14 protein-coding genes and 1 tRNA gene are annotated in these 18,785 nt (G+C 39.5%); 3 read left to right on the forward strand and 12 right to left on the reverse strand.

The genetic code is table 11. The features are described 5' to 3' along the window. Positions 1–100 precede the first annotated feature (100 nt). From NSTC745_RS32060 to NSTC745_RS32075, 4 genes are all read right to left on the reverse strand, one after another. Positions 101–589: a hypothetical protein gene (locus tag NSTC745_RS32060; RefSeq protein WP_445634630.1), complete on the reverse strand. Its 489-nt coding sequence runs from the start codon at positions 587–589 to the stop codon at positions 101–103. A gap of 51 nt (positions 590–640) precedes the next feature. Further along, entirely contained in the window at positions 641–2,101 is a 1,461-nt protein-coding gene (locus NSTC745_RS32065; protein ID WP_445634631.1) for a DNA sulfur modification protein DndB, read from the reverse strand. Between the two features lie 12 nt (positions 2,102–2,113). Beyond that, on the reverse strand, positions 2,114–2,773 hold the full coding sequence (locus NSTC745_RS32070) for a GIY-YIG nuclease family protein (RefSeq protein WP_445634632.1): 660 nt from the start codon (positions 2,771–2,773) through the stop codon (positions 2,114–2,116). A gap of 84 nt (positions 2,774–2,857) precedes the next feature. Next, positions 2,858–4,456 carry a DGQHR domain-containing protein gene (locus NSTC745_RS32075; protein ID WP_445634633.1) on the reverse strand — a complete coding sequence of 533 codons (1,599 nt, stop codon included), beginning with the start codon at positions 4,454–4,456 and terminating at the stop codon, positions 2,858–2,860. A gap of 154 nt (positions 4,457–4,610) precedes the next feature. Here NSTC745_RS32075 and dndC point away from each other — a divergent pair, with 154 nt between their 5' ends. Then, a complete protein-coding gene (gene dndC / locus NSTC745_RS32080) occupies positions 4,611–6,254 on the forward strand; it encodes a DNA phosphorothioation system sulfurtransferase DndC (RefSeq protein WP_445634634.1) in 1,644 nt (547 codons plus the stop codon). An 8-nt stretch (positions 6,255–6,262) separates the two neighbouring features. Here the strand turns inward: dndC and NSTC745_RS32085 are convergent, their stop codons facing one another. Next, positions 6,263–6,589: a helix-turn-helix domain-containing protein gene (locus tag NSTC745_RS32085; RefSeq protein ID WP_445634635.1), complete on the reverse strand. Its 327-nt coding sequence runs from the start codon at positions 6,587–6,589 to the stop codon at positions 6,263–6,265. Positions 6,590–6,629: 40 nt separating this feature from the next. Between NSTC745_RS32085 and NSTC745_RS32090 the strand changes: the two genes are divergently transcribed. Both NSTC745_RS32090 and dndD read left to right on the forward strand, forming a co-directional pair. Beyond that, entirely contained in the window at positions 6,630–6,884 is a 255-nt protein-coding gene (locus tag NSTC745_RS32090) for a hypothetical protein (RefSeq protein ID WP_445634636.1), read from the forward strand. A gap of 113 nt (positions 6,885–6,997) precedes the next feature. Then, positions 6,998–8,983, forward strand: a complete 1,986-nt coding sequence (gene dndD / locus NSTC745_RS32095; RefSeq protein WP_445634637.1) for a DNA sulfur modification protein DndD — start codon at positions 6,998–7,000, stop codon at positions 8,981–8,983. 137 nt (positions 8,984–9,120) lie between these two features. On the opposite strand, the gene ftsH2 is transcribed toward dndD, so the two are convergent. The 7 genes from ftsH2 to NSTC745_RS32130 form a co-directional block, all read right to left on the reverse strand. Next, positions 9,121–11,007, reverse strand: coding sequence for an ATP-dependent zinc metalloprotease FtsH2 (gene ftsH2, locus NSTC745_RS32100; protein WP_445634638.1), 1,887 nt, complete (start codon positions 11,005–11,007; stop codon positions 9,121–9,123). A 349-nt stretch (positions 11,008–11,356) separates the two neighbouring features. Further along, positions 11,357–11,848 (reverse strand): hypothetical protein, encoded by a 492-nt coding sequence (locus NSTC745_RS32105; RefSeq protein WP_445634639.1) that lies wholly within the window; start codon positions 11,846–11,848, stop codon positions 11,357–11,359. 206 nt (positions 11,849–12,054) lie between these two features. After that, positions 12,055–13,503, reverse strand: a complete 1,449-nt coding sequence (gltX, locus tag NSTC745_RS32110) for a glutamate--tRNA ligase (protein WP_445634640.1) — start codon at positions 13,501–13,503, stop codon at positions 12,055–12,057. A 175-nt stretch (positions 13,504–13,678) separates the two neighbouring features. After that, positions 13,679–13,752: transfer RNA gene (locus NSTC745_RS32115), tRNA-Asp, on the reverse strand. Positions 13,753–13,930: 178 nt separating this feature from the next. Next, a complete protein-coding gene (locus NSTC745_RS32120; RefSeq protein ID WP_445634641.1) occupies positions 13,931–15,457 on the reverse strand; it encodes a serine/threonine protein kinase in 1,527 nt (508 codons plus the stop codon). A gap of 101 nt (positions 15,458–15,558) precedes the next feature. Beyond that, complete coding sequence (locus NSTC745_RS32125; RefSeq protein ID WP_445634642.1) at positions 15,559–17,178, reverse strand: serine/threonine protein kinase; 1,620 nt, start codon at positions 17,176–17,178, stop codon at positions 15,559–15,561. A gap of 394 nt (positions 17,179–17,572) precedes the next feature. Then, positions 17,573–18,757 (reverse strand): esterase-like activity of phytase family protein, encoded by a 1,185-nt coding sequence (locus tag NSTC745_RS32130; RefSeq protein WP_445634643.1) that lies wholly within the window; start codon positions 18,755–18,757, stop codon positions 17,573–17,575. Positions 18,758–18,785 lie beyond the last annotated feature (28 nt).

Raw genomic sequence — 18,785 nt, forward strand, 5'->3', positions numbered from 1 at the left:
ATAATTAGCTTGCAAAGTCAAGCTTTGTTTCTGTACTTGTAGGCTTCTTGCTTGAGAGCCTTAATATGCACCCTCATATAGAATTGATATAACTCACCAATTAGCTTTCTGAATCTAAAGTAGGTTCAGAAATATCAGATGAAATTTTTTCAGATAATGATTCATTACTTAACTTAGGAATACCAGCAGCTAGTACAGCAGCAAACCTGCTACGAACAAGTTCTTTTTTATCGTCAGCAGATAATGTATCGTGATCTCTACCATATAGGCCATTTATATTAAACCCTGCGTACAAATTGTCATAAGCCTTTTTGCACCCAGGCCATTGAGCTGTGCTTCTCTCTGCTGCAAAGAAGTTCAGAAGCTTTCGACTAGATTGAATAGCTGTGTCATTAGGGGCATTTATTTGGATTTTGCGTGAACCGAAGTACCACAGAGAAAGCACAGAGAATATTTTATCTTCTACCGTTTTCGCTACCCTGATGTTTTCATTACCTGGATTCAACGCTATAAATGTCCATAAACGGAAACCATGATTACGTAGAGAGGCATCTACTTTCAGTATTTCTCTATCATAAAGTCCATCCATAAAACTTAAAACATCTTCAATATTGCCTAGATTGTTATCTTTTCCTCCAAATTAAAACTCTACTACTTTACCTAGTCTAACCATTGCCTTTTGAAAAATGGCTTTAAATGCCCATTGATTCTTTTTCATCCTATCAATTTCATCTTGATGGGTAATAATTTCTCTAATATTCCATTCACTATCTTTATTAGTTTCTTGGTCTTTGATTATTGCTTTATGCTTTTTAGTTTGTGCTTGAAACTGCCCAAAAGTTCCCTCAATTAAGTTATGTTGACGAGCATACTCAAGCAACTCGTGGTAGGGTTTGAAATGTAGTAATAGTTTGAGAACCCAAGGACGAAAATTTTTCTTGAAGCCTTCTACTGCTGAAGCTAGGTAATACTCTGGTAAACGCGCAAAGGGAGCTAGGGGTTCTTCTTCATCATCGCAACAATCCTCTATATAATATCTAGAGAGAGGTCTTCCGTCATATTGGACTTCTTGCCCATTTACACCTAGAGAAGAATTAATCCTTTTGATAAGCTCCTGAACTTGCTTTTTATCCATAGGATCGGATGGCTCTTTCAAATCTAACAATGCTGACACTAGTAGATCAAGATGTACTAGTGAATTGAGATAATAAGAACTATCAAACCTGTTGGAATCATCCTGCCAGCGTACTAGAGAAAGGGGAAGTAAATCAGGAGCATCTTGAGCTGTACTATCAGTCAGTAATGTTCTTACACATCGTGCATTAATACTCTTATCATCGAGTATAAGCTCCCTCGCTTTATCCATTGGCTTCGCATTCTTGTTTAAGTCAGTGAATAGTTCACGGGATATACTGCGGATAGAATGATCTGCTTGGTCTTGTGTATTCAAAAAGCCAGCACCATGATGAAGTAATACAAACAGCACAGGAATTTGCGTCTGTTTCTCAACTGGACGGAGAGTCCCACCTCGGAACTTTTCATCTTCTCGAAAGGTACGGAGTGCCCAAAGCCGATGTTGTCCATCTACCGCCACTGCAAGTACACGGTTTGCATCCCAGCGCAACCGAGCTTGTTGCCCAATTGAAACAAATTGAACCCCTTCAAAATAGGCATTTGTTGCATCAGAGTGGTTCCATTGAGCATCTTCCGTATCAGTACCGTCCCAAGGAATTGGTGGCGCAGTAGATGCATCTGAATCCTCAAAAGCGTCTTTAATTTTGTCATCTGCTCCTTTTGGCATTAATACTATTGTGATGGCATTAAAAAACTTTAGTTTTTTAGAATCCAGAAGATAGCCTTTGATAATATCTTGGCGAACTCTATCTTCATCTATTTCTCTTTGAAAAAGTTCTTTGAGTGACCATTTTGCTTCTAGTGAAGCTGAAACCTGTTCAGCAACTCTTAGCTCATCAATAGCTCTGTCAATTGTCATTAGGGAGATAACATATGGAAGCGCTACTCCTTCTGCTAAAGTATATTTCCCAGTCAACCCATATAATGGGCGATTAAACTTCGCGTTGTCTCCGCCTTTGGAAATCATTAGCATAATATTTTAACCGTACCTAAGAGTAAATGAGGGAAGAAATAATCTGGAAAGAATATCTTCAACTAATTTTTCTGACTCTGATTCTGAAAATTCACTTTCTAATTCATCTTCATCATCAGCATTGCTGCCATTACAATTTAATTCACTGCTAGTAGTAATGACTAAAAGTCTAGACCGATCAATGCTATGACCCGCAATTTTCAAGCGTTCACGAAGAAGACTATTTTCATAAAGATGACTACGAATTCTGTTATAGAGATTACTAGCCTTACCTATATATAGTGGCTGTTGAAATAGAATAGAGTTTTCTAAAAGCATGAAGATCAATTCACGGAAGCAGGGATTGTCCGCAAGATTTTTTAAGGCGGACTCCTTTTGAAAAGAGGTTTCAGACTTTAAAATAATCCTATTTGATGGAGGGAGTCGCGTCTCTCTAGGAGCAGAGTGAGCTTTATATAGTTCATCAAGAATAGACGTAAAAAAAATACTCGAATCATACTTTGCATCTGGATCAAGCTCAAAGCGTCGGTACCAAGCGTAAATTCCACCTGTATTTTTAGGTATACGGCTTAAAAGAGCATTAATTCCGCGCATTTGAGCCAAATCGTATAACAGGACGTTTTCACTTAGTTGTTGTACAACATCTTTACTGTATAACCATGCCACTAATTAGCCTCCCTTTATACATAAGTCTGTACCAAGGTAGCATAAGAATTTCTTTAAAGGCGAAAAGCGACTAATGATTAGCAACTACAGAATGGGTGGAAGCCCTACCGCCTTCGGTTCAACAAACTTCCCATCAAAACCCATCGTTTGTTTTTCCACAGTTCTAGCATCCGCCAAAGCCTTACGAAGTTCAGCACATTCCATTGAATCTTGCATTCCGCCAAGGATGTAAATTAATAACTTTGTCGCAAATTCTTTTCCAGAAACCTGTACTCGCTTTTTATTAGGATCATACAAAACCCCATACCAAAGAGACTGAGGATATTCCATACCAGCAAAACCGCCTTGCTGGTCAAACTTTCGCAATTTCTTAAAAATACTGGTTATAGAAAAACCTTTTTTAAATACTAAAAATCCTAAAGCTTGAGCTAAGGCAACTTGCGCTACAGGACGGAAAAGTATATTTGCTTCACCACCGCCCTTTTCAAAACTAAATCTTCGCAAAACTGGTGTATCTTCATGTTCCAAAATTTTATAACTAGGCAAATTAGCCAAATTATCAAAAAGCTTTTTAAATTCCTCAATTCCTTCCTCAATTTCTTCATCTTCTGGGCGCATAGGAATTAAACCTTTTTCCAATGGTTTCCAGTGTGGGAATTTTTGACCTAAATATCGCTCAGACATATCTTGTAGTGCTTGCAGCGTCGTTAAAACTGTAGAATTCGCTGCTACAGTTGCACTATTCCAATTAACACGCGGGTTACGATTTGGACGTTGTTCTAAAAGTGGATGAGTCACTGCAATTTTTCTAGCCACAATAGAAAAACCATCATCTTCATTTAACTGCGCTAACTGACCTTTAGTTAAAGGCGCAGCCATCAGGTTGACATGGACAAAAATCGACCTTACCCTTCTTCTAGCTTGGTTGCGAGTCTCCCCAGAATTTACTGCACAAATGAACTCAATACCAATTTTTTCTTTAGGTAAGCTTTGTAAATAAGCAGGATCTACCTGATATTGGTCTATCAAATCTGACACAGTAATAAAACTATCATCAGCAGTTTTATCCTTTTTATATCGCTGGAGTTTGCCAGTTTTAATTAACTCCATTAAACCCTGAACTCCCATCAGCCGATGTTGACCATCTAGTGCATAAATGGTTACATTTTCTTCAGAAACATTGAGCAAGCCGACCTTACCATCTTTATCTAGAGGTGTAAAATCGGTAGTAGATTTTGTGGCGCGTTCCTCACTGTCCCACTCAGATGCTTTAGGGTTATCCACCCAAGGTTGATTAATTACTACTAGTACTGCTGGAAACTTATGATTTTTTCTCGCAGCCAAATACTGAACTAAGGGTGCTTGACGCGACCAGTCAACGGGACGTTGTTGAATTTCATCAATACTATCGGCATCAATTTCGATGTTATCTGTTTCTGGATTGTACTTTTTTTGTAGCAGAGGTAAACCAGAAGCAAAATGCACTCGCCCTGCAAACCATTCTAGGGTGACAGAACCAACATAAGCTTCACTTCCACCCATCTCAGTTTTTTGAACGAGAATTTGGTCTTTTTTCTCTAAAAATTTCTCTAGAAGTAAAGCTAGTACCTCTTTTTCCTTGTTTTCTCTCTCTAGGTACTCTCTAGCAATATCAGCAGTTAGATCAGATGCACTGTCTCTCATATTAATTTTTAAAAACTTACTCTTGTAAGGTAGCTATATTTTCCAAAAAGTTAGATACTAATAAATCAGTTTTTAAAAACTTTTTGGGAACCCGCGCATTCTATACGCTGAGGTAAAAAAGCGGTAACGCCCAAATGTCCAGAGGTAGGAAGCAATGACTGAAGCACAACAGCCAGAAAATAAAGGTCAGCAGACACGTACTGTAGCAGAGTTATTAGAGGATATCCAAGTTCTTACCACTGAAATTCAAGAATTGTATTGTTTGGATGCGATCGCTTGGATTATAGGCGTATCTTGGGGCAAAGACTCTAGCACCGTTTTGCAACTTGTTTGGAATGCGATCGCTGCCCTCTCTCCGGAAAAAAGAACTAAAACAATTCATGTAATTACAACAGATACTCAAGTAGAAAATCCTATTGTTGCTGCGTGGGTTCGTCAATCTATAAACCAACTGGAATTGGCTGCAAAAGAAAAAGGGATGCCGATTCAAGCACATCTACTACATCCAGCAGTAGAAGACACATTTTGGGTAAATCTCATTGGTAAAGGTTACCCAGCCCCCCGCAACCAGTTTCGCTGGTGTACGCCTCGTTTGAAAATTAATCCAGCCAATCAATTCATTCGTGAAATAGTTCGAGCCAACGGTGAAACAATACTTGTTTTGGGTACTCGTAAAGCAGAAAGTGTTAAACGGGCTGCGACTATGAAAAAACATCAAGCAAGTAGGGTAAGAGAACGCCTAAGTCCTAATGCTAGCCTTCCTAATTCTTTAATTTATACTCCTATTGAAGATTGGAGTAATAATGATGTTTGGATCTACCTGAACCAATCTGACAATCCTTGGGGGCATAGTAATAAAGAATTATTCAGTTTATATCGAGGTGCAACAGCAGATAATGAATGTCCTTTAGTTATAGATACCTCAACTCCCAGTTGTGGCGATTCACGATTTGGCTGCTGGGTTTGCACACTAGTTAATCAAGATAAATCTATGCAGGCAATGATCCAGAACGATGAAGAAAAAGAATGGATGCAGCCTTTATTAGATATCCGTAATGAATTAGATGCTGAAGATGATAGAGACAAAAGAGACTTCCGAAGACTTAGAGGAGAAGTCCAATTATTTGAACGCAATAAAGATGGAAAAGTCTCTGTTGAACCAATACCTGGGCCATATACAAAATACTGGCGCGAACATTGGTTAAGACGAGTTTTAAAGGCACAAACTCAAATTCGTCGCACAGCACCGGAAAATATGCGCGATATTACCCTGATCTCCCTAGAAGAACTGAGTGCAATTCGCCGTATTTGGTTAGAAGAAAAACACGAGTTTGACGACAGCTTACCCCGCATTTATCAAGAAGTCACAAGTGAAGAATTTAAAGACCCGCGTCCTGGTGCAGACCTTAGCCTATTAGGTAGCGATGAATGGGCTGTGTTAGAAGAAATTTGTGGAGATGATGAGATGCACTTAGAATTGATAGCAAAACTCTTAGACACAGAACGCCAATTTCGGAAAATGTCGCGTCGTATAGGAATTTACGAAAGCTTAGAAAAATGCTTCAAAACTAGTTCGCGTTCTCAAAAACAAGCTGTTGATAATGCTCTTTTAACTTATGATTTGAAAAAAGCAGTAGAACAAGGTGATATTGAAAAAGTTAAACAGTTAACTTTAGCAGATTTTGTGACACCAGAGGAACAAACAACTACACCTGATACACAAATTGACACAACAAATACTACAAAATCTGCTGACAATGCCAAGACTTGGGCAAATATGAAATTTAAAAATAAATAGACAAAGCCTTAAGGTTGCTCATTATCATCGTTAGCATCTCCCAAGTACAGCCTGATAAAATCTTCGGCTGCGGCTGGATTAATTTTCTTGAGTGCATCACGAATTTCTAACAGCGTATCAGCAACAGGATCTCTAATTTCATTCACCCAACGGTGAATATTTGGCCGTCCTGTTCCCATTGTCACTGCTAACTTGTTTTGGCTGATGCTGTATGTTTCCAACACCTGTTTGAGTGCTTTTCCTGCTTTTCCCATGCCTTTGATTGTGTCAAAGGCTTCTGACAGAGTAAATGTTACCCATCGGTAACAAAAGGTGTAAGATAGTGTTGTTGCCAATAGGTAACAGCGTCACTTATCAACAAACAGGTAAATTTCAATGACTACAAGCTTTCTAGCAGACATTTGTCAAACCACCGCGCCGCTTGTTTCCACCAATGATTCTACAGAAACAACACCAGATAGAGAGTCTGTAAAAGTAGTAATTTATGGTTCTAAAAGAGGAGTTAACAACACAATTCTGACTTTATATAAACTTGGTTTCGCCCAAGTTAACGAGTGGAGTCCTTTATTACCTAGTTCTAACCCTGGTGAAGTTATGAGTATTTTAACTAGGCACATTGTGACAAACTAATTAATGGTTCATCGCATTAATTTTAAGAAGTGGGAGTGGTCAGATCCCCGACTTATTGAATAAGTCGGGGATCTCGTAGCCCATCTCGACCTATATTTTATCTATCAAGACAAATGATATTTCTCGAACTCGTATTACAAAATTTTGGCCCTTACTCTGGCAAACAAGTAATTAATCTTGACCCAAGAACTGAGGAAAACCCCCGCCCAATTCTCCTATTAGGTGGTATGAATGGTGGTGGTAAAACTACTCTCATGGATGCTATTCGTCTTGCCCTATATGGACAACGCGCCCAATGCTCAACCCGTGGTAATCTAAGCTATGGAGATTTTTTAAATCAATGTGTTAACAGTAAAGCTAACCCAATTGACAAGACCAGAATTGAGTTACTTTTTGAACATATTGAAGACGATAAACCAGTTAAATATCGCATTGTACGCTACTGGGAAAAAAATCCTAAAGATGGTAAAGATACATTAGGAATTTTAGGGGATAATGATACTTGGCCAGAGTCTTTAGTAAATATTTGGGACGACTATATAGAAAATATTCTACCTTTAGGTATTTCCAATTTGTTCTTATTTGATGGGGAACAAGTTAAGGAATTGGCGGAACAGGAAACACCACCACAAGTGGTAATAGAAGCTATTCGCGGACTATTAGGACTAGAATTAGCAGATAAATTAGCAATAGATTTAGAAATTTTAGTCAACCGCAAGCGTAAAGAAATGGCTGATACCAAAGATTTAGCTAATCTAGAAGAAATTGAAAAAAGGTTATTACAACAGCAAGAAAATTATCATACAACAGAACAAGAATTAGCTAAGTTCAAAAATAAAATTGAAAAATTAGAAACTATTCAAAGTGAAGCCTTAGATAAATTTGTATCTGAGGGTGGTAAAATCGCCGCAGAACGCAGTCAGTTAGAAGAAAAACAAAAAGAAAAAACTACTGCATTAGAAACAATTCGGCAGTCATTGGGTGAATTAGCTGCTGATATTTTGCCTTTAGCGTTAATTCCTAATTTATTAAGTCAGGTAGAAGCACAGGGAGCAAATGAATTTCGTAATCAGCAGGTACAACTTGCCAGAGATGTTTTGCTTGAGCGAGATAAACGTTTACTTGAATGGCTAAGTCAGTTAGCGATCGCCTCAACCCAAATCGACAAAATTCAATCATTTTTAGCCGAGGATGTAGATAATTTATATGCAAGTTCGTTCCAAGCTGAAGCACCTTGGTTATTAGCTGATGAGGAAAGTTTGAGTCAACTAGATAATGTGAGATATCATTTACAAAATGCTCGTAATATTGCAAAACAAAAGTTAGGTAATCTCAAAAATATAGAAGAAGAAATTATTACGTTAGAAAGACAAGTGCAGACAGCAGCAGAACCAGAAGCTTATCAAAAGCTGCGTGATGCTGTGGACGCAGCACAAAATGAAGTTGTGCAAGCTAAAGCAAATTACGAAACAACTAGGCAAAAATTAGTAGCATTAACAGATGCAATTGAAATAACGAAAAAAGAATTAAAAGATTATACTGACAAAAATATAGACCATAAAAATAGGGAACATATCATTACCTCAGCTTCTAAAGTTCAACAAACACTTAAGGTTTTTCGAGAAAAGTTAACTTTGCGAAAACTCAATAAATTAGAGGAAGAAGTGAAGAATTGTTTCCTCTACCTACTGCATAAATCTGACTTAGTATTTCGCATCGCTATTGATACTAAAACCTTTGCTTTATCTTTGTTCGATTTTGATGGGAAACCAGTTCCCAAACATCGCCTTTCGGCTGGTGAAAAACAACTACTAGCGATCGCCTTTCTCTGGGGATTAGCCAAAGTCTCTGGCCTGCGCTTACCCGTAGCCATCGACACACCCCTCGGCAGACTCGACTCATCCCACCGCAACAACCTAGTAGAAAAATACTTCCCGGCCGCCAGCCATCAGGTAATTCTGCTTTCTACTGATACAGAAATTGGTAAAAAGGAAGTGGAAACATTAAGGAAAAATGAAGCGATCGCCCGCGAATATCTACTCAAATACGACTCCGCTACTCGCCAAACAACAGTACTAGAAGATCGATATTTTTGGTAGTAGATATCGGTGAGAAACGCGTGCGATCCCAAGTTTCAATAATAATTTTGCAATAAAAAATGAGGATAGCCAACACCATCCCCATTTTATTTTTTGTTCTTTTTCCATTTCCAGGCATTAGCCTAGAAATCAATTATTTAAAGTTGTGGTACGTACTGTTGTTTCTCTGGCACTTCAGCGTACTCAGCCACAATCTGACGAAATTCTTCGCCGTCAATGGTTTCCTTTTCGATGAGTAAATCTACTAAGCGATCGGTGACTGTGCGATGGTCGCGGATAATTTTCTTAGCAGTTTCATAGCAATCTTCAACGATCGCTCTGACTTGAGCATCAATCCGAGAAGCGATCGCTTCAGAATAATCAGATCTGGTCATCCAGTCACGACCCAAAAACACTTCACCCTGTTGGCTTTCCAGGGACAAGGGGCCTAAATCGGACATCCCGAACCGGGTTACCATTTGCCGCGCCATTCCTGACAACTGCTGCAAATCTCCACCAGCACCTGTGGTTACTTCCGCAGGGCCAAAAATCACTTCTTCAGCAGCGCGACCGCCCAAAGCACCAGTAATCCTAGCTTTCAACTGGGAACGAGAAATTAATCCTTGTTCTTCGTTGGGAGTAAACCAGGTTAAACCTTGTGCTTGTCCGCGTGGAATCAAGGTAACTTTCTGCACTGGGTCGTGGTCTTTTAACAAAGTCCCCACCAAGGCATGTCCAATTTCATGGTAGGCAATTAAGCGCTTGCTCTTGCTGTCAACCAATGGAGTACCTTCCATCCCAGCGACTACGCGATCCACCGCATCATCAATTTCGCGGAGAGTGATAGCTTCTTTGCGTCTTCTGGCGGTGAGAATTGCCGCTTCGTTAAGCAAGTTGGCTAAATCGGCACCAGTGAATCCGGGAGTACGGCGAGCGATCGCTTCTAAGGATACGCTAGGATCTAGTTTCTTGTTCCGCGCGTGGACTTGTAAGATTTCCAAACGCCCTTTGATATCGGGTGCATCTACTGTTACTTGGCGGTCAAAGCGACCGGGACGCAACAATGCGGCGTCTAATACGTCGGGACGGTTGGTAGCAGCAATAATAATGATGCCAGTGTTACCTTCAAACCCATCCATCTCGGTAAGCAATTGGTTGAGAGTTTGTTCTCTCTCATCATTACCGCCACCGATACCAGCACCCCGTTGTCTACCTACGGCGTCGATTTCATCGATGAAGATGATACAGGGGGCGTTATCTTTAGCTTTTTTAAACAAATCGCGGACGCGGGATGCACCCACACCAACGAACATTTCCACAAATTCCGAACCAGAAATGCTGAAGAAAGGTACGCCTGCTTCCCCAGCGATCGCTTTTGCTAGTAAAGTTTTACCAGTTCCAGGAGGCCCGACTAACAACACTCCCTTAGGAATGCGTGCGCCCACAGCAGTAAATCTTTCTGGCTGTTTCAGGAAGGTGACAACTTCTTGCAATTCTTCCTTAGCTTCTTCAATCCCAGCTACATCATCAAATTTGACTCCGGTTTTAGCCTCCATTTGGAAGCGGGCGCGGGATTTGCCGAAGTTCATTGCTTGACCTGGCCCGCCAGGAAGGTTGCTAGAACGCCGGAACAAAAAGAATAATCCAGTAATCAATAAAACTGGAAACACCAAATTGCCCAATAATCCCCAAATTGCGCCATCATTCCGCATGGGGTGAGCATCAAAACTAATTCCCTTTTCTTTAAGCTTGGTTATTAACTCAGGGGCGTTAACAGGCAGATCCACCCGCCACCTTTGGATGTGATTTTCCAGATCTGGATCGCGGGCTTCTAAAATTGCCGTTCTACCGCCTTCGTACAGATCTACACTGGTGACGCGATCGGCATCCAAATATTCTAGGAAGCGACCATAGGTCATACGGGTATTGGCTGCATTTTTACTCATATCCGCAGGCGCACCTGCGAAAGCTCCTTGCCAGAAGAAAAAGCCAATTACCAAAGCTGGCAACGTCCAGAGAACCAGGACTTTCCAGGAGAATTTCATGTTAATTTGCCTCTAGTTGCCTATACAATTCATTAGCCTTAGCAACGAATGGTCTATCACTCTGTCACTTTGAGCCGTTAAACGGATGTTCATAAATCCATTTGTTTAATTTGATTTCTTACATGCACAGCCATACAAGCCTTAGACCATTATGGCTATGTCAACAAGAATCTTAATTAAAGTTAACTTAATTTTAATACAATATTGCACTAGAAAAGAAACAGAATGGGCATGGAGAGGTGTGGCAAGTAGGGGAAAAGGTTAAAGGGTAAAGGGAAAAGGTATAAATTTAACCTTTCCCCCTTACCCCTTTCCCATTCTCCATGCCCAATGCCCCATGCCCAATGCCCTACTTAACTTCTGTAATTTGTAGAGTGTAAGGAAGATACTTGCCTTTGTCGTAGGAACCAACCCAAATTTGGTAAGTTCCAGCCAGCCATTCACCAACAATGCCGGCATTTTTACCATCAAAATCGTCATTGCACCAACTACCACCGGGCCCCTTCACAATCATGGTGGTGTCCTCAGGACTTTGGACTCGTAGCTTTAGGTAATCAAATTTACTGGTTAATACTAATGTGTGGTCTGGTGTTTCATCAACAAATCCAGTACAAGGGCCAGTGGCTGTTTCAGTTCTACCAGCTACTTGATTTCCAGATATTGAGCCACCACTCATCCCGCGAACTGTCAATGGGTCTGGGGAAAACTGTGGCCCAATGGTGAGATCTCCAAATATCGTTGGCGCTTCTTGGGCATCAGCTATGACATTAGCTGAAGTGATGAAGAGCGTAACTATCATTAACGATAATCTCATCCCTCTATTGAGCGCTTTTGTCGGCATTGTAATTAGGTTTGCTTCTAAGTGCTTTTGAAGACATGATTTTTACATACCAAGTTCCCAATATGAGGAGAATTGACTACAAAGGGGAATGGGGACTGGGGCAAAGGGCAAGGGGCAAAGGGCAAAGGGAAAAGGGCAAAGGGGAAAAGAAACATCCCTCCTTTTCCCTTTAACCTTTCCCCTTTTCCCAAGGCGTTGCCATCTCCCTACTCCCTACTTTCAGTTATTGCTCTAGTTAAGCGCGGCCGATCTAAACCAATCTGATTGAGGAGTAACCAAGATTGGATGAGGTCGGGGCCGTGAACGTCTCCAGTTAAAGCTGCTCTGAGCGATCGCATTACTAAGCCTTTTTTGACTTTTTGCTCTTTGACCGCTTGTTTAATAATGTCTTGGGCAGATTCTTCCGATAGTTGTGACTGATTTTCCAAAGCCGTGACAATCCCTTCTAGGACAGCAGCAGAACCTTCTTGTTTGAGTTGTGCATTCCCTTCGTCGCTAAATTCAACTGTGTCGCTGAAAAACACTTGACTCATAGCTACAGCATCTACCAGTCGAGTCAAGCTTTGGCTAATTAAAGTTACTAGCTGTTCTAACCAAGGGCGATTGCGTCCACCGTCAAATTTATACCCAGTTTCTTCCCAATAGGGTATGAGTAAATCTGTAAGTTTATCTACAGGCATATTGTGGATATACTGACTGTTTAGCCAATCGAGCTTGTCCCAGTCAAATTTTGCACCTGCTTTATTGACTCGCTCAAAGCCAAATTCTTTGGCTGCTGCTTCTAAAGTAAATATTTCTTGTGTTGAGTCTGGGGGCGACCAACCAAGTAATGTCATGTAATTCACCAAGCCTTCAGCAGTAAAGCCCATTTTCTGAAAGTCAGAAATAGAAGTTACTCCATCCCGCTTGGAAAGCTTACGCCCTTCCTTGTTTAAAATCAGTGGCGCGTGGGCGAACTCTGGGATTTTTGCCCCGAAGGCTTCATACAGCAGAATTTGTTTAGCAGTGTTGGCGATGTGGTCTTCTCCCCGAATGACGTGGGTGATTTGCATATCGATGTCATCCACTACAACTACAAAGTTGTATAAAGGTTGACCGCTACCTTCTTCTGAGGCGCGGGCGATGACCATATCGCCACCTAAATCGCTACCTCGCCAAGACATTTTTCCCCTAACTAAATCGTTCCAGACAATTTCGCGATCGTCTTCGATTTTGAAGCGAATGACAAAAGAACGACCTTCGGCTTCAAAAGCGGCGCGTTGTTCTGGGGTGAGGTTGCGGTGACGGTTGTCATAGCGGGGAGCTTCACCTCTGGCTTTTTGTGCTTCTCGCAAAGCCTCTAGTTCTTCGGGAGTGGTGTAGCAGCGATAGGCTAAGCCTCGATCTAGCAGTTGTTGTACTGCTTGTTTATAAAGATCCAAGCGTTGAGATTGAAAAAATGGCCCTTCATCCCAGTTCAGTCCTAGCCAACGCAGTCCTTGAAGGATATTTTCTGTGTATTCGGGACGCGATCGCTCTAGGTCTGTGTCTTCTATTCTTAGAATGAACTTCCCGCCGTGGTGGCGGGCAAATAACCAGTTAAATACACCCGTTCTCGCTGTACCAATATGCAAACTTCCAGTAGGACTGGGCGCAAGACGTACTCTGACAGTCACAGTTAATTCTCTCTTTTACAAAGCATGAATAAATGTACCTTATATTTAAACTCTAAGCCCTGAGTCCATAAAGATACGATTTCTTAGGTCTGTACTGAGTCTAGGAGTACCACGTAACTGAGTTACATTGTTCTGATACTTCAGAACTCAACACTTACTATTTATAATTTTAGAACGGGACTGACGGGGCTCGAACCCGCAACTTCCGCCGTGACAGGGCGGTGCTCTAACCAATTGAACTACAGTCCCTTAATTTTCAACTTTCCTATCATCACTATTTTTTTTCTATTTGTCAAGTGTTTTCGGGTTGGAAATTAAAAATTTTTTGTGGGCATTGGGCAAAACCCTTCGGTTAGGGAAAAGGTAAAAGGGGGGATCTTTCCTTTCCCCTTTGCCCTTTGCCCTTTGGCGTTGCCATCTCCCCAGTCTAAGTAGAGCCTGATAATACAACCTGGGGCTTTGATTCTAAGTGCTGCAATATTCGTGATTGCATTTGTTTATACTGTTGCTTTAATAGCTGTTTACTCAGGTGGGATTGAGAAGTGGGCGGTAGGTTCTGACTTTGTTCCACCCAATTTTTTAACATTTGGCACTGAGTTGAGTCAATGCGACTGCTGAGAACATTAGCACAGGAATGTGGTGCTTCCAGAGTAAAAAAAATCAATGGGTAGCGTTCATTTTTAGCCAGGAAACTCACCAGGTTAAGATTTTGGTGATTTTGCATATCTAGGTAGCAAGGTAGCCACTTAGGGGCTAATTCCCGATGATAAAGTACAGTCACCCATAACAGCATTGGGTGGGGAGATGTGATGAAAACAAATTGATTGTATCGCGTAGAAAGAGCATAGTTTTTGATTTCTTGTTGAGGCAACATTAACCACAGTGCTGCTACATATTTTTGTCCGGTATCTATAAGCTGGGAAAAAACAATTTCTTGAATTGGTTTGTTCTCAGGCCAGGAAAGTTGGCGACAGGTTTGTTCTAATGGGATTGTTAAGCCAGAATCTAAAGGACGGCTGAGGATGGATCTAGAAGCTAAAGTAGTAGGTAAAGTAGGACAATTAGATTGTTCTATGCTGTTGAGAACTTGCAAAATTTGAGCAATATTTTGTGGGCGATCGCTTGCTTTTTTAGCAAGGCAAGCAACGATCAAATTATTGAGCTTTTGAGGTAATTTTAAATTGGGTTTTACATCTGCGATCGCCTTTGGGGCTTCAAAGTGATGTGCTTTATACCAAGCACCGAAAAAATCAGTTTCTGGTTCCCAAGGTTTTTTGCCTGTAAGCATCTCAAACATCATTACGCCCAGGCTATAAATATCTGAGCGACCATCTAATTTTTCCCCATCTAGTTGTTCTGGAGAACAATAGGGCAAAGTTCCATTAAAACCTGTACTTGTACTAGCTGTTGATGCATAATTTAAAAATTTAGCAATACCAAAGTCTAAAATCTTAACTAAATGACCCAATATTGGATCGGGAATAACTAATATATTTGCAGGTTTGATATCTCTATGAACTAACGGACAAATTTTGCCGTCAATATTAATACCTTGATGGGCACACTGTAAACCCAAACAAATTTGTCGGGTGATGGTTAAAAACATCGGTAGAGATAGAGGAATTAAATCTTTTAAGCTCTTCCCAAACAGATATTCCATGACGTAGTATGGTTTTCCTTTTTCACTAACGCCATAATCATACGCCCGCACGATATGTACGCTTTTTTGACTCAAAGCTGCACTCATTAAAGCTTCACGAGCGAAGTCTTGCTGCATTTTGCTATCGACAACAGTCTGAGTCAAAAACTTGATGGCAACTGGTGTTCCCCCTAGCAAAATATCATTTGCTAAAAAAACTTCCCCCATGCCACCGCTGCCAATTAATTGCTTGAGTTCATAACGATTGGCAAGCAAGCCCGTACTACTTGTAGATGCAAATGGGCTTTGATTCACTTTAATAACCTCTGCTCCTTAGTCTATTTACAGTTCGTAATACCAAAATAGATATATTGTTAGCTAATGGTGAAAAGATTTTTGATTTTGATAGTAACATTTTAACGAATCGATAAAAATTTAAAAAGAATCTCCCAAAATTTAGCTAATCTATTTTTTAAATTTTCTTTTTGAGTTTTTTGTTCTGCAACTAATTTGCGTAAAATGTCGAATTTTAGCTTTTCATATTCTACCTTTAAAATATTTTTTGCTTCTTGAGGTAAGATTGATTCATTGAATTGCTGATTCGTACTTAACGAATCCATAAGTTGCTGACGTTGGTTAGCTGTCAGACTTAAGGTTGTTACATGGGAGCAACGATTGGGATCTTCTAAAGGAAAAAATAGTAGATGATAGTAACCTACTTCGGCTAAACTGCGTGCTATATTCTGCCCTTTACTATCTTTCAAATCTAAAAAATAAGGTAGCCATTTAGTAAGAGAAGGTTCGGCATCGTACAGCACAGTTACCCATAATAACATTGGGTATTCATTCATTTTAGTAATAAATTCTGTACTATGTACTTTATCCAAAAATTTTATAATCTCTTGTTTTGGCAACATCGCCCAAAAGGTTGGTATAGGTCTTTGAGGAGTATGTAATAAATGCGGAAATCCAATAGGTGCAACTGGTTTATTTTTAGGCCAATTTTTCTGCAAACACTCTTTTTCTGATAATAATGTTGCGGGAACTAGTTGCATGTCTGATGAGATTTCAACATTATTTCTAGGAGTATAACTAGTATCCTCAAGCTGACTATTTACTTTTGCTAATTCGTCTAAAATTTGGTTGATATTTTGAGGGCGATCGCTTACTTCTTTTGCTAGACAACTCATTAATATTTTTTGTAATCCCTGGGGTATTTTTACTTGGGGATTTACTTCTTCAACTGTAGGTGGCATTTGAAAACGATGTGCTTGATACCAACTACCAAAGGAGTTACTTTTTGTCTGAAATGGATGTTTACCTGTCAACATTTCAAACATTAATACTCCCAAACTGTAAATGTCAGAGCGTACATCCAACAGTTTGCGTCCTTCCATGTGTTCTGGAGAACAATAAGGCAAACTGCCAATAAAAGAATCTGTCAGGGTCATCCCACTTCGCTCTGTTAAAAACTTGGCAATACCAAAATCGAGAATTTTGACAATTTCTCCGTGTTTAGTATCTTGAGTCAGAAATATGTTTTCTGGTTTGATATCTCTATGGACAATAGGATAAATTTCTCCTTTGAGACTAATACCTTGGTGGGCACATTGTAAACCCAAACAAATTTCAGTAGAGAGATCTAAAAACTGCGATATTGTTAAAGGCTTAACTTTGAGAATTTGTTTGAGATTTTTACCCTGGAGATATTCCATTACATAAAAGGGAATTTTATCCTCGGTGACACCGTAACTTAAAATCCGAACAATATGTTTACTTTTACGACCCAATTGAGCGCCAATAAAAATCTCTCTGGCAAACCGTTGAGACATGTGCTGGTTGGATAGACTAAGTGATAGAATTTTGATGGCGATCGCCATCCCACCTTTAGCAGTATCTTCTGCTAGGTAAACTCTACCCATCCCTCCTTTACCAATTAAATCTCTGATTAAATACCGATTATTTAAAAGTTGTCCAATATAATTGTCTAATTCTACTTTTTGCCCTACCATATTCTCAACTTTGTTTTGTGCCATAAAAATCAATTATGAAAAATATTGTTGGCAAAATACTTGAATAAGTTTAGTCAATTATTAGTTCTTATTCTTAAAAAGAAATTTAGGTTTTTTTACAGGAATTGAACGATATATTTTAATAAATTATTCCAAGAAAAATTTATTTTCTTAAGCATCGATCGCTTCTCTGCAAAAGCTCTTATACATTGTGTAACATATTTATTAAGGAATACGGTTGAGAAATTCCACTGAAAGTGCGATTAAAGTAGATAAATTTAGCTTCTAGGTTCCGTGAATACACAGTAACAATCAGAAAAACTAAATATAGTAATCTTATTTAATTTCTGAAAATTTACATATTCAGATCCCCGACTTCTTAAAGAAGTCGGGGATCTAACTTTTCAAACTGTGTACCTTAACGATTGAGATTCGGCAGTAAGCGGCGTAGTAATCTCATTAGCGGTGTTTCAATTTTGATTTTAAAAGCTAGGATTTTGGTGCGTTGCAGAGAGTTAAAATTGTTGTCGCTGATGAGAATTAATGAGCGCTGTCCGTCAGGTAACTTAGGGCCAAGAGTTAGACCTTCAATGTTGTCTAAGACTACATCTAGAGTTCTTAAATCTAACAATAGTTTTTTCTGAACAGGTTTAATATTCTTGGAATCAACTGCTAAAAGGCTATCAATATTGTGGATATCATCGGCTCCTGCTAAAGAAAATTGAAACAGAGAAACAGCGAATCCTAAACCTGTAAAAGACCGTTCTAAACTTAAAAAGTGCCCTCCATCGTCGAGAGCAAATAGATCGGGTAATCCACTAGCGAACTTACCCGTCAAATTCAAAAACTGTGCTACTGGTTGAGTTGGGTAAAGAAATTCCTGTTCTAGCTGGTTGGTGAGCAAGTTATATTGCAAAATCCGACAAGGACTGCCGATTTTAGGTTGCGCTGCTGAACCATCTTGAATTAAAGCATTTTCTGTAGCTGTAAATAGATATTTTTCATCAGGTGTAATGGTTAGGCTTTCAAAAGCTAAATTGTTACGGATACCTTGTTTACCTTTTTTATCTGGCAAAAACTTATTTGGTATGGGAAGTGTTCTAATTTCTTTACCAGAAGATAGGGAGAATTCTTTAATAAAAGGATTAATTAATTTGCCAACATCGCCTTCTGAAGAAATAAATACAGTACCTTTATTAGTTAAAGCAATGCCTTCTGTATCAGTTGTACTAGGGGGAAATTTGTCACCGTTTTCATTTAATAAAGTAGTAACATTAACAACGGTAACTCCATTTTTTTGTAGAGAACCCTTGGTTAAATCGATTTTCAAAGTATAGAAACGGGTATTACCTTTTTGTCCGCGGTCATCAGAAATCGCGTAATAAAGGTTATTCTTGGCATCATACGTAATTCCAGATAAACCTCCAACTTCAGTTTTTTGGAAGGTTAAATTTTTCGGTAAAGTAACTTCTCCGATAAATTTTATACTACTGATTTCACTAGCTGTTGAAGGGAAGTTTGTGAAGAAGAGGCTAATAATTAGAATCGGTATGAAAAAATAAATAATTCGTGGGAATACGAAGATTTTTTTAATTAACCGCATGGAAAGCTATTACTAAAAAGTGACTGGG

It is taken from the genome of Nostoc sp. DSM 114161 (genome assembly GCF_052692665.1).

Bases quoted from the DNA above. Each gene is read 5' to 3' on its own strand.
- NSTC745_RS32130 (WP_445634643.1), bottom strand. From the start codon at position 18,757: ATGCGGTTAATTAAAAAAATCTTCGTATTCCCACGAATTATTTATTTT.
- dndD (WP_445634637.1), top strand. From the start codon at position 6,998: ATGATATTTCTCGAACTCGTATTACAAAATTTTGGCCCTTACTCTGGC.
- NSTC745_RS32075 (WP_445634633.1), bottom strand. From the start codon at position 4,456: ATGAGAGACAGTGCATCTGATCTAACTGCTGATATTGCTAGAGAGTAC.
- NSTC745_RS32090 (WP_445634636.1), top strand. From the start codon at position 6,630: ATGACTACAAGCTTTCTAGCAGACATTTGTCAAACCACCGCGCCGCTT.
- dndC (WP_445634634.1), top strand. From the start codon at position 4,611: ATGACTGAAGCACAACAGCCAGAAAATAAAGGTCAGCAGACACGTACT.
- ftsH2 (WP_445634638.1), bottom strand. From the start codon at position 11,007: ATGAAATTCTCCTGGAAAGTCCTGGTTCTCTGGACGTTGCCAGCTTTG.
- NSTC745_RS32065 (WP_445634631.1), bottom strand. From the start codon at position 2,101: ATGATTTCCAAAGGCGGAGACAACGCGAAGTTTAATCGCCCATTATAT.
- NSTC745_RS32125 (WP_445634642.1), bottom strand. From the start codon at position 17,178: ATGGCACAAAACAAAGTTGAGAATATGGTAGGGCAAAAAGTAGAATTA.
- NSTC745_RS32105 (WP_445634639.1), bottom strand. From the start codon at position 11,848: ATGCCGACAAAAGCGCTCAATAGAGGGATGAGATTATCGTTAATGATA.
- NSTC745_RS32060 (WP_445634630.1), bottom strand. From the start codon at position 589: ATGGATGGACTTTATGATAGAGAAATACTGAAAGTAGATGCCTCTCTA.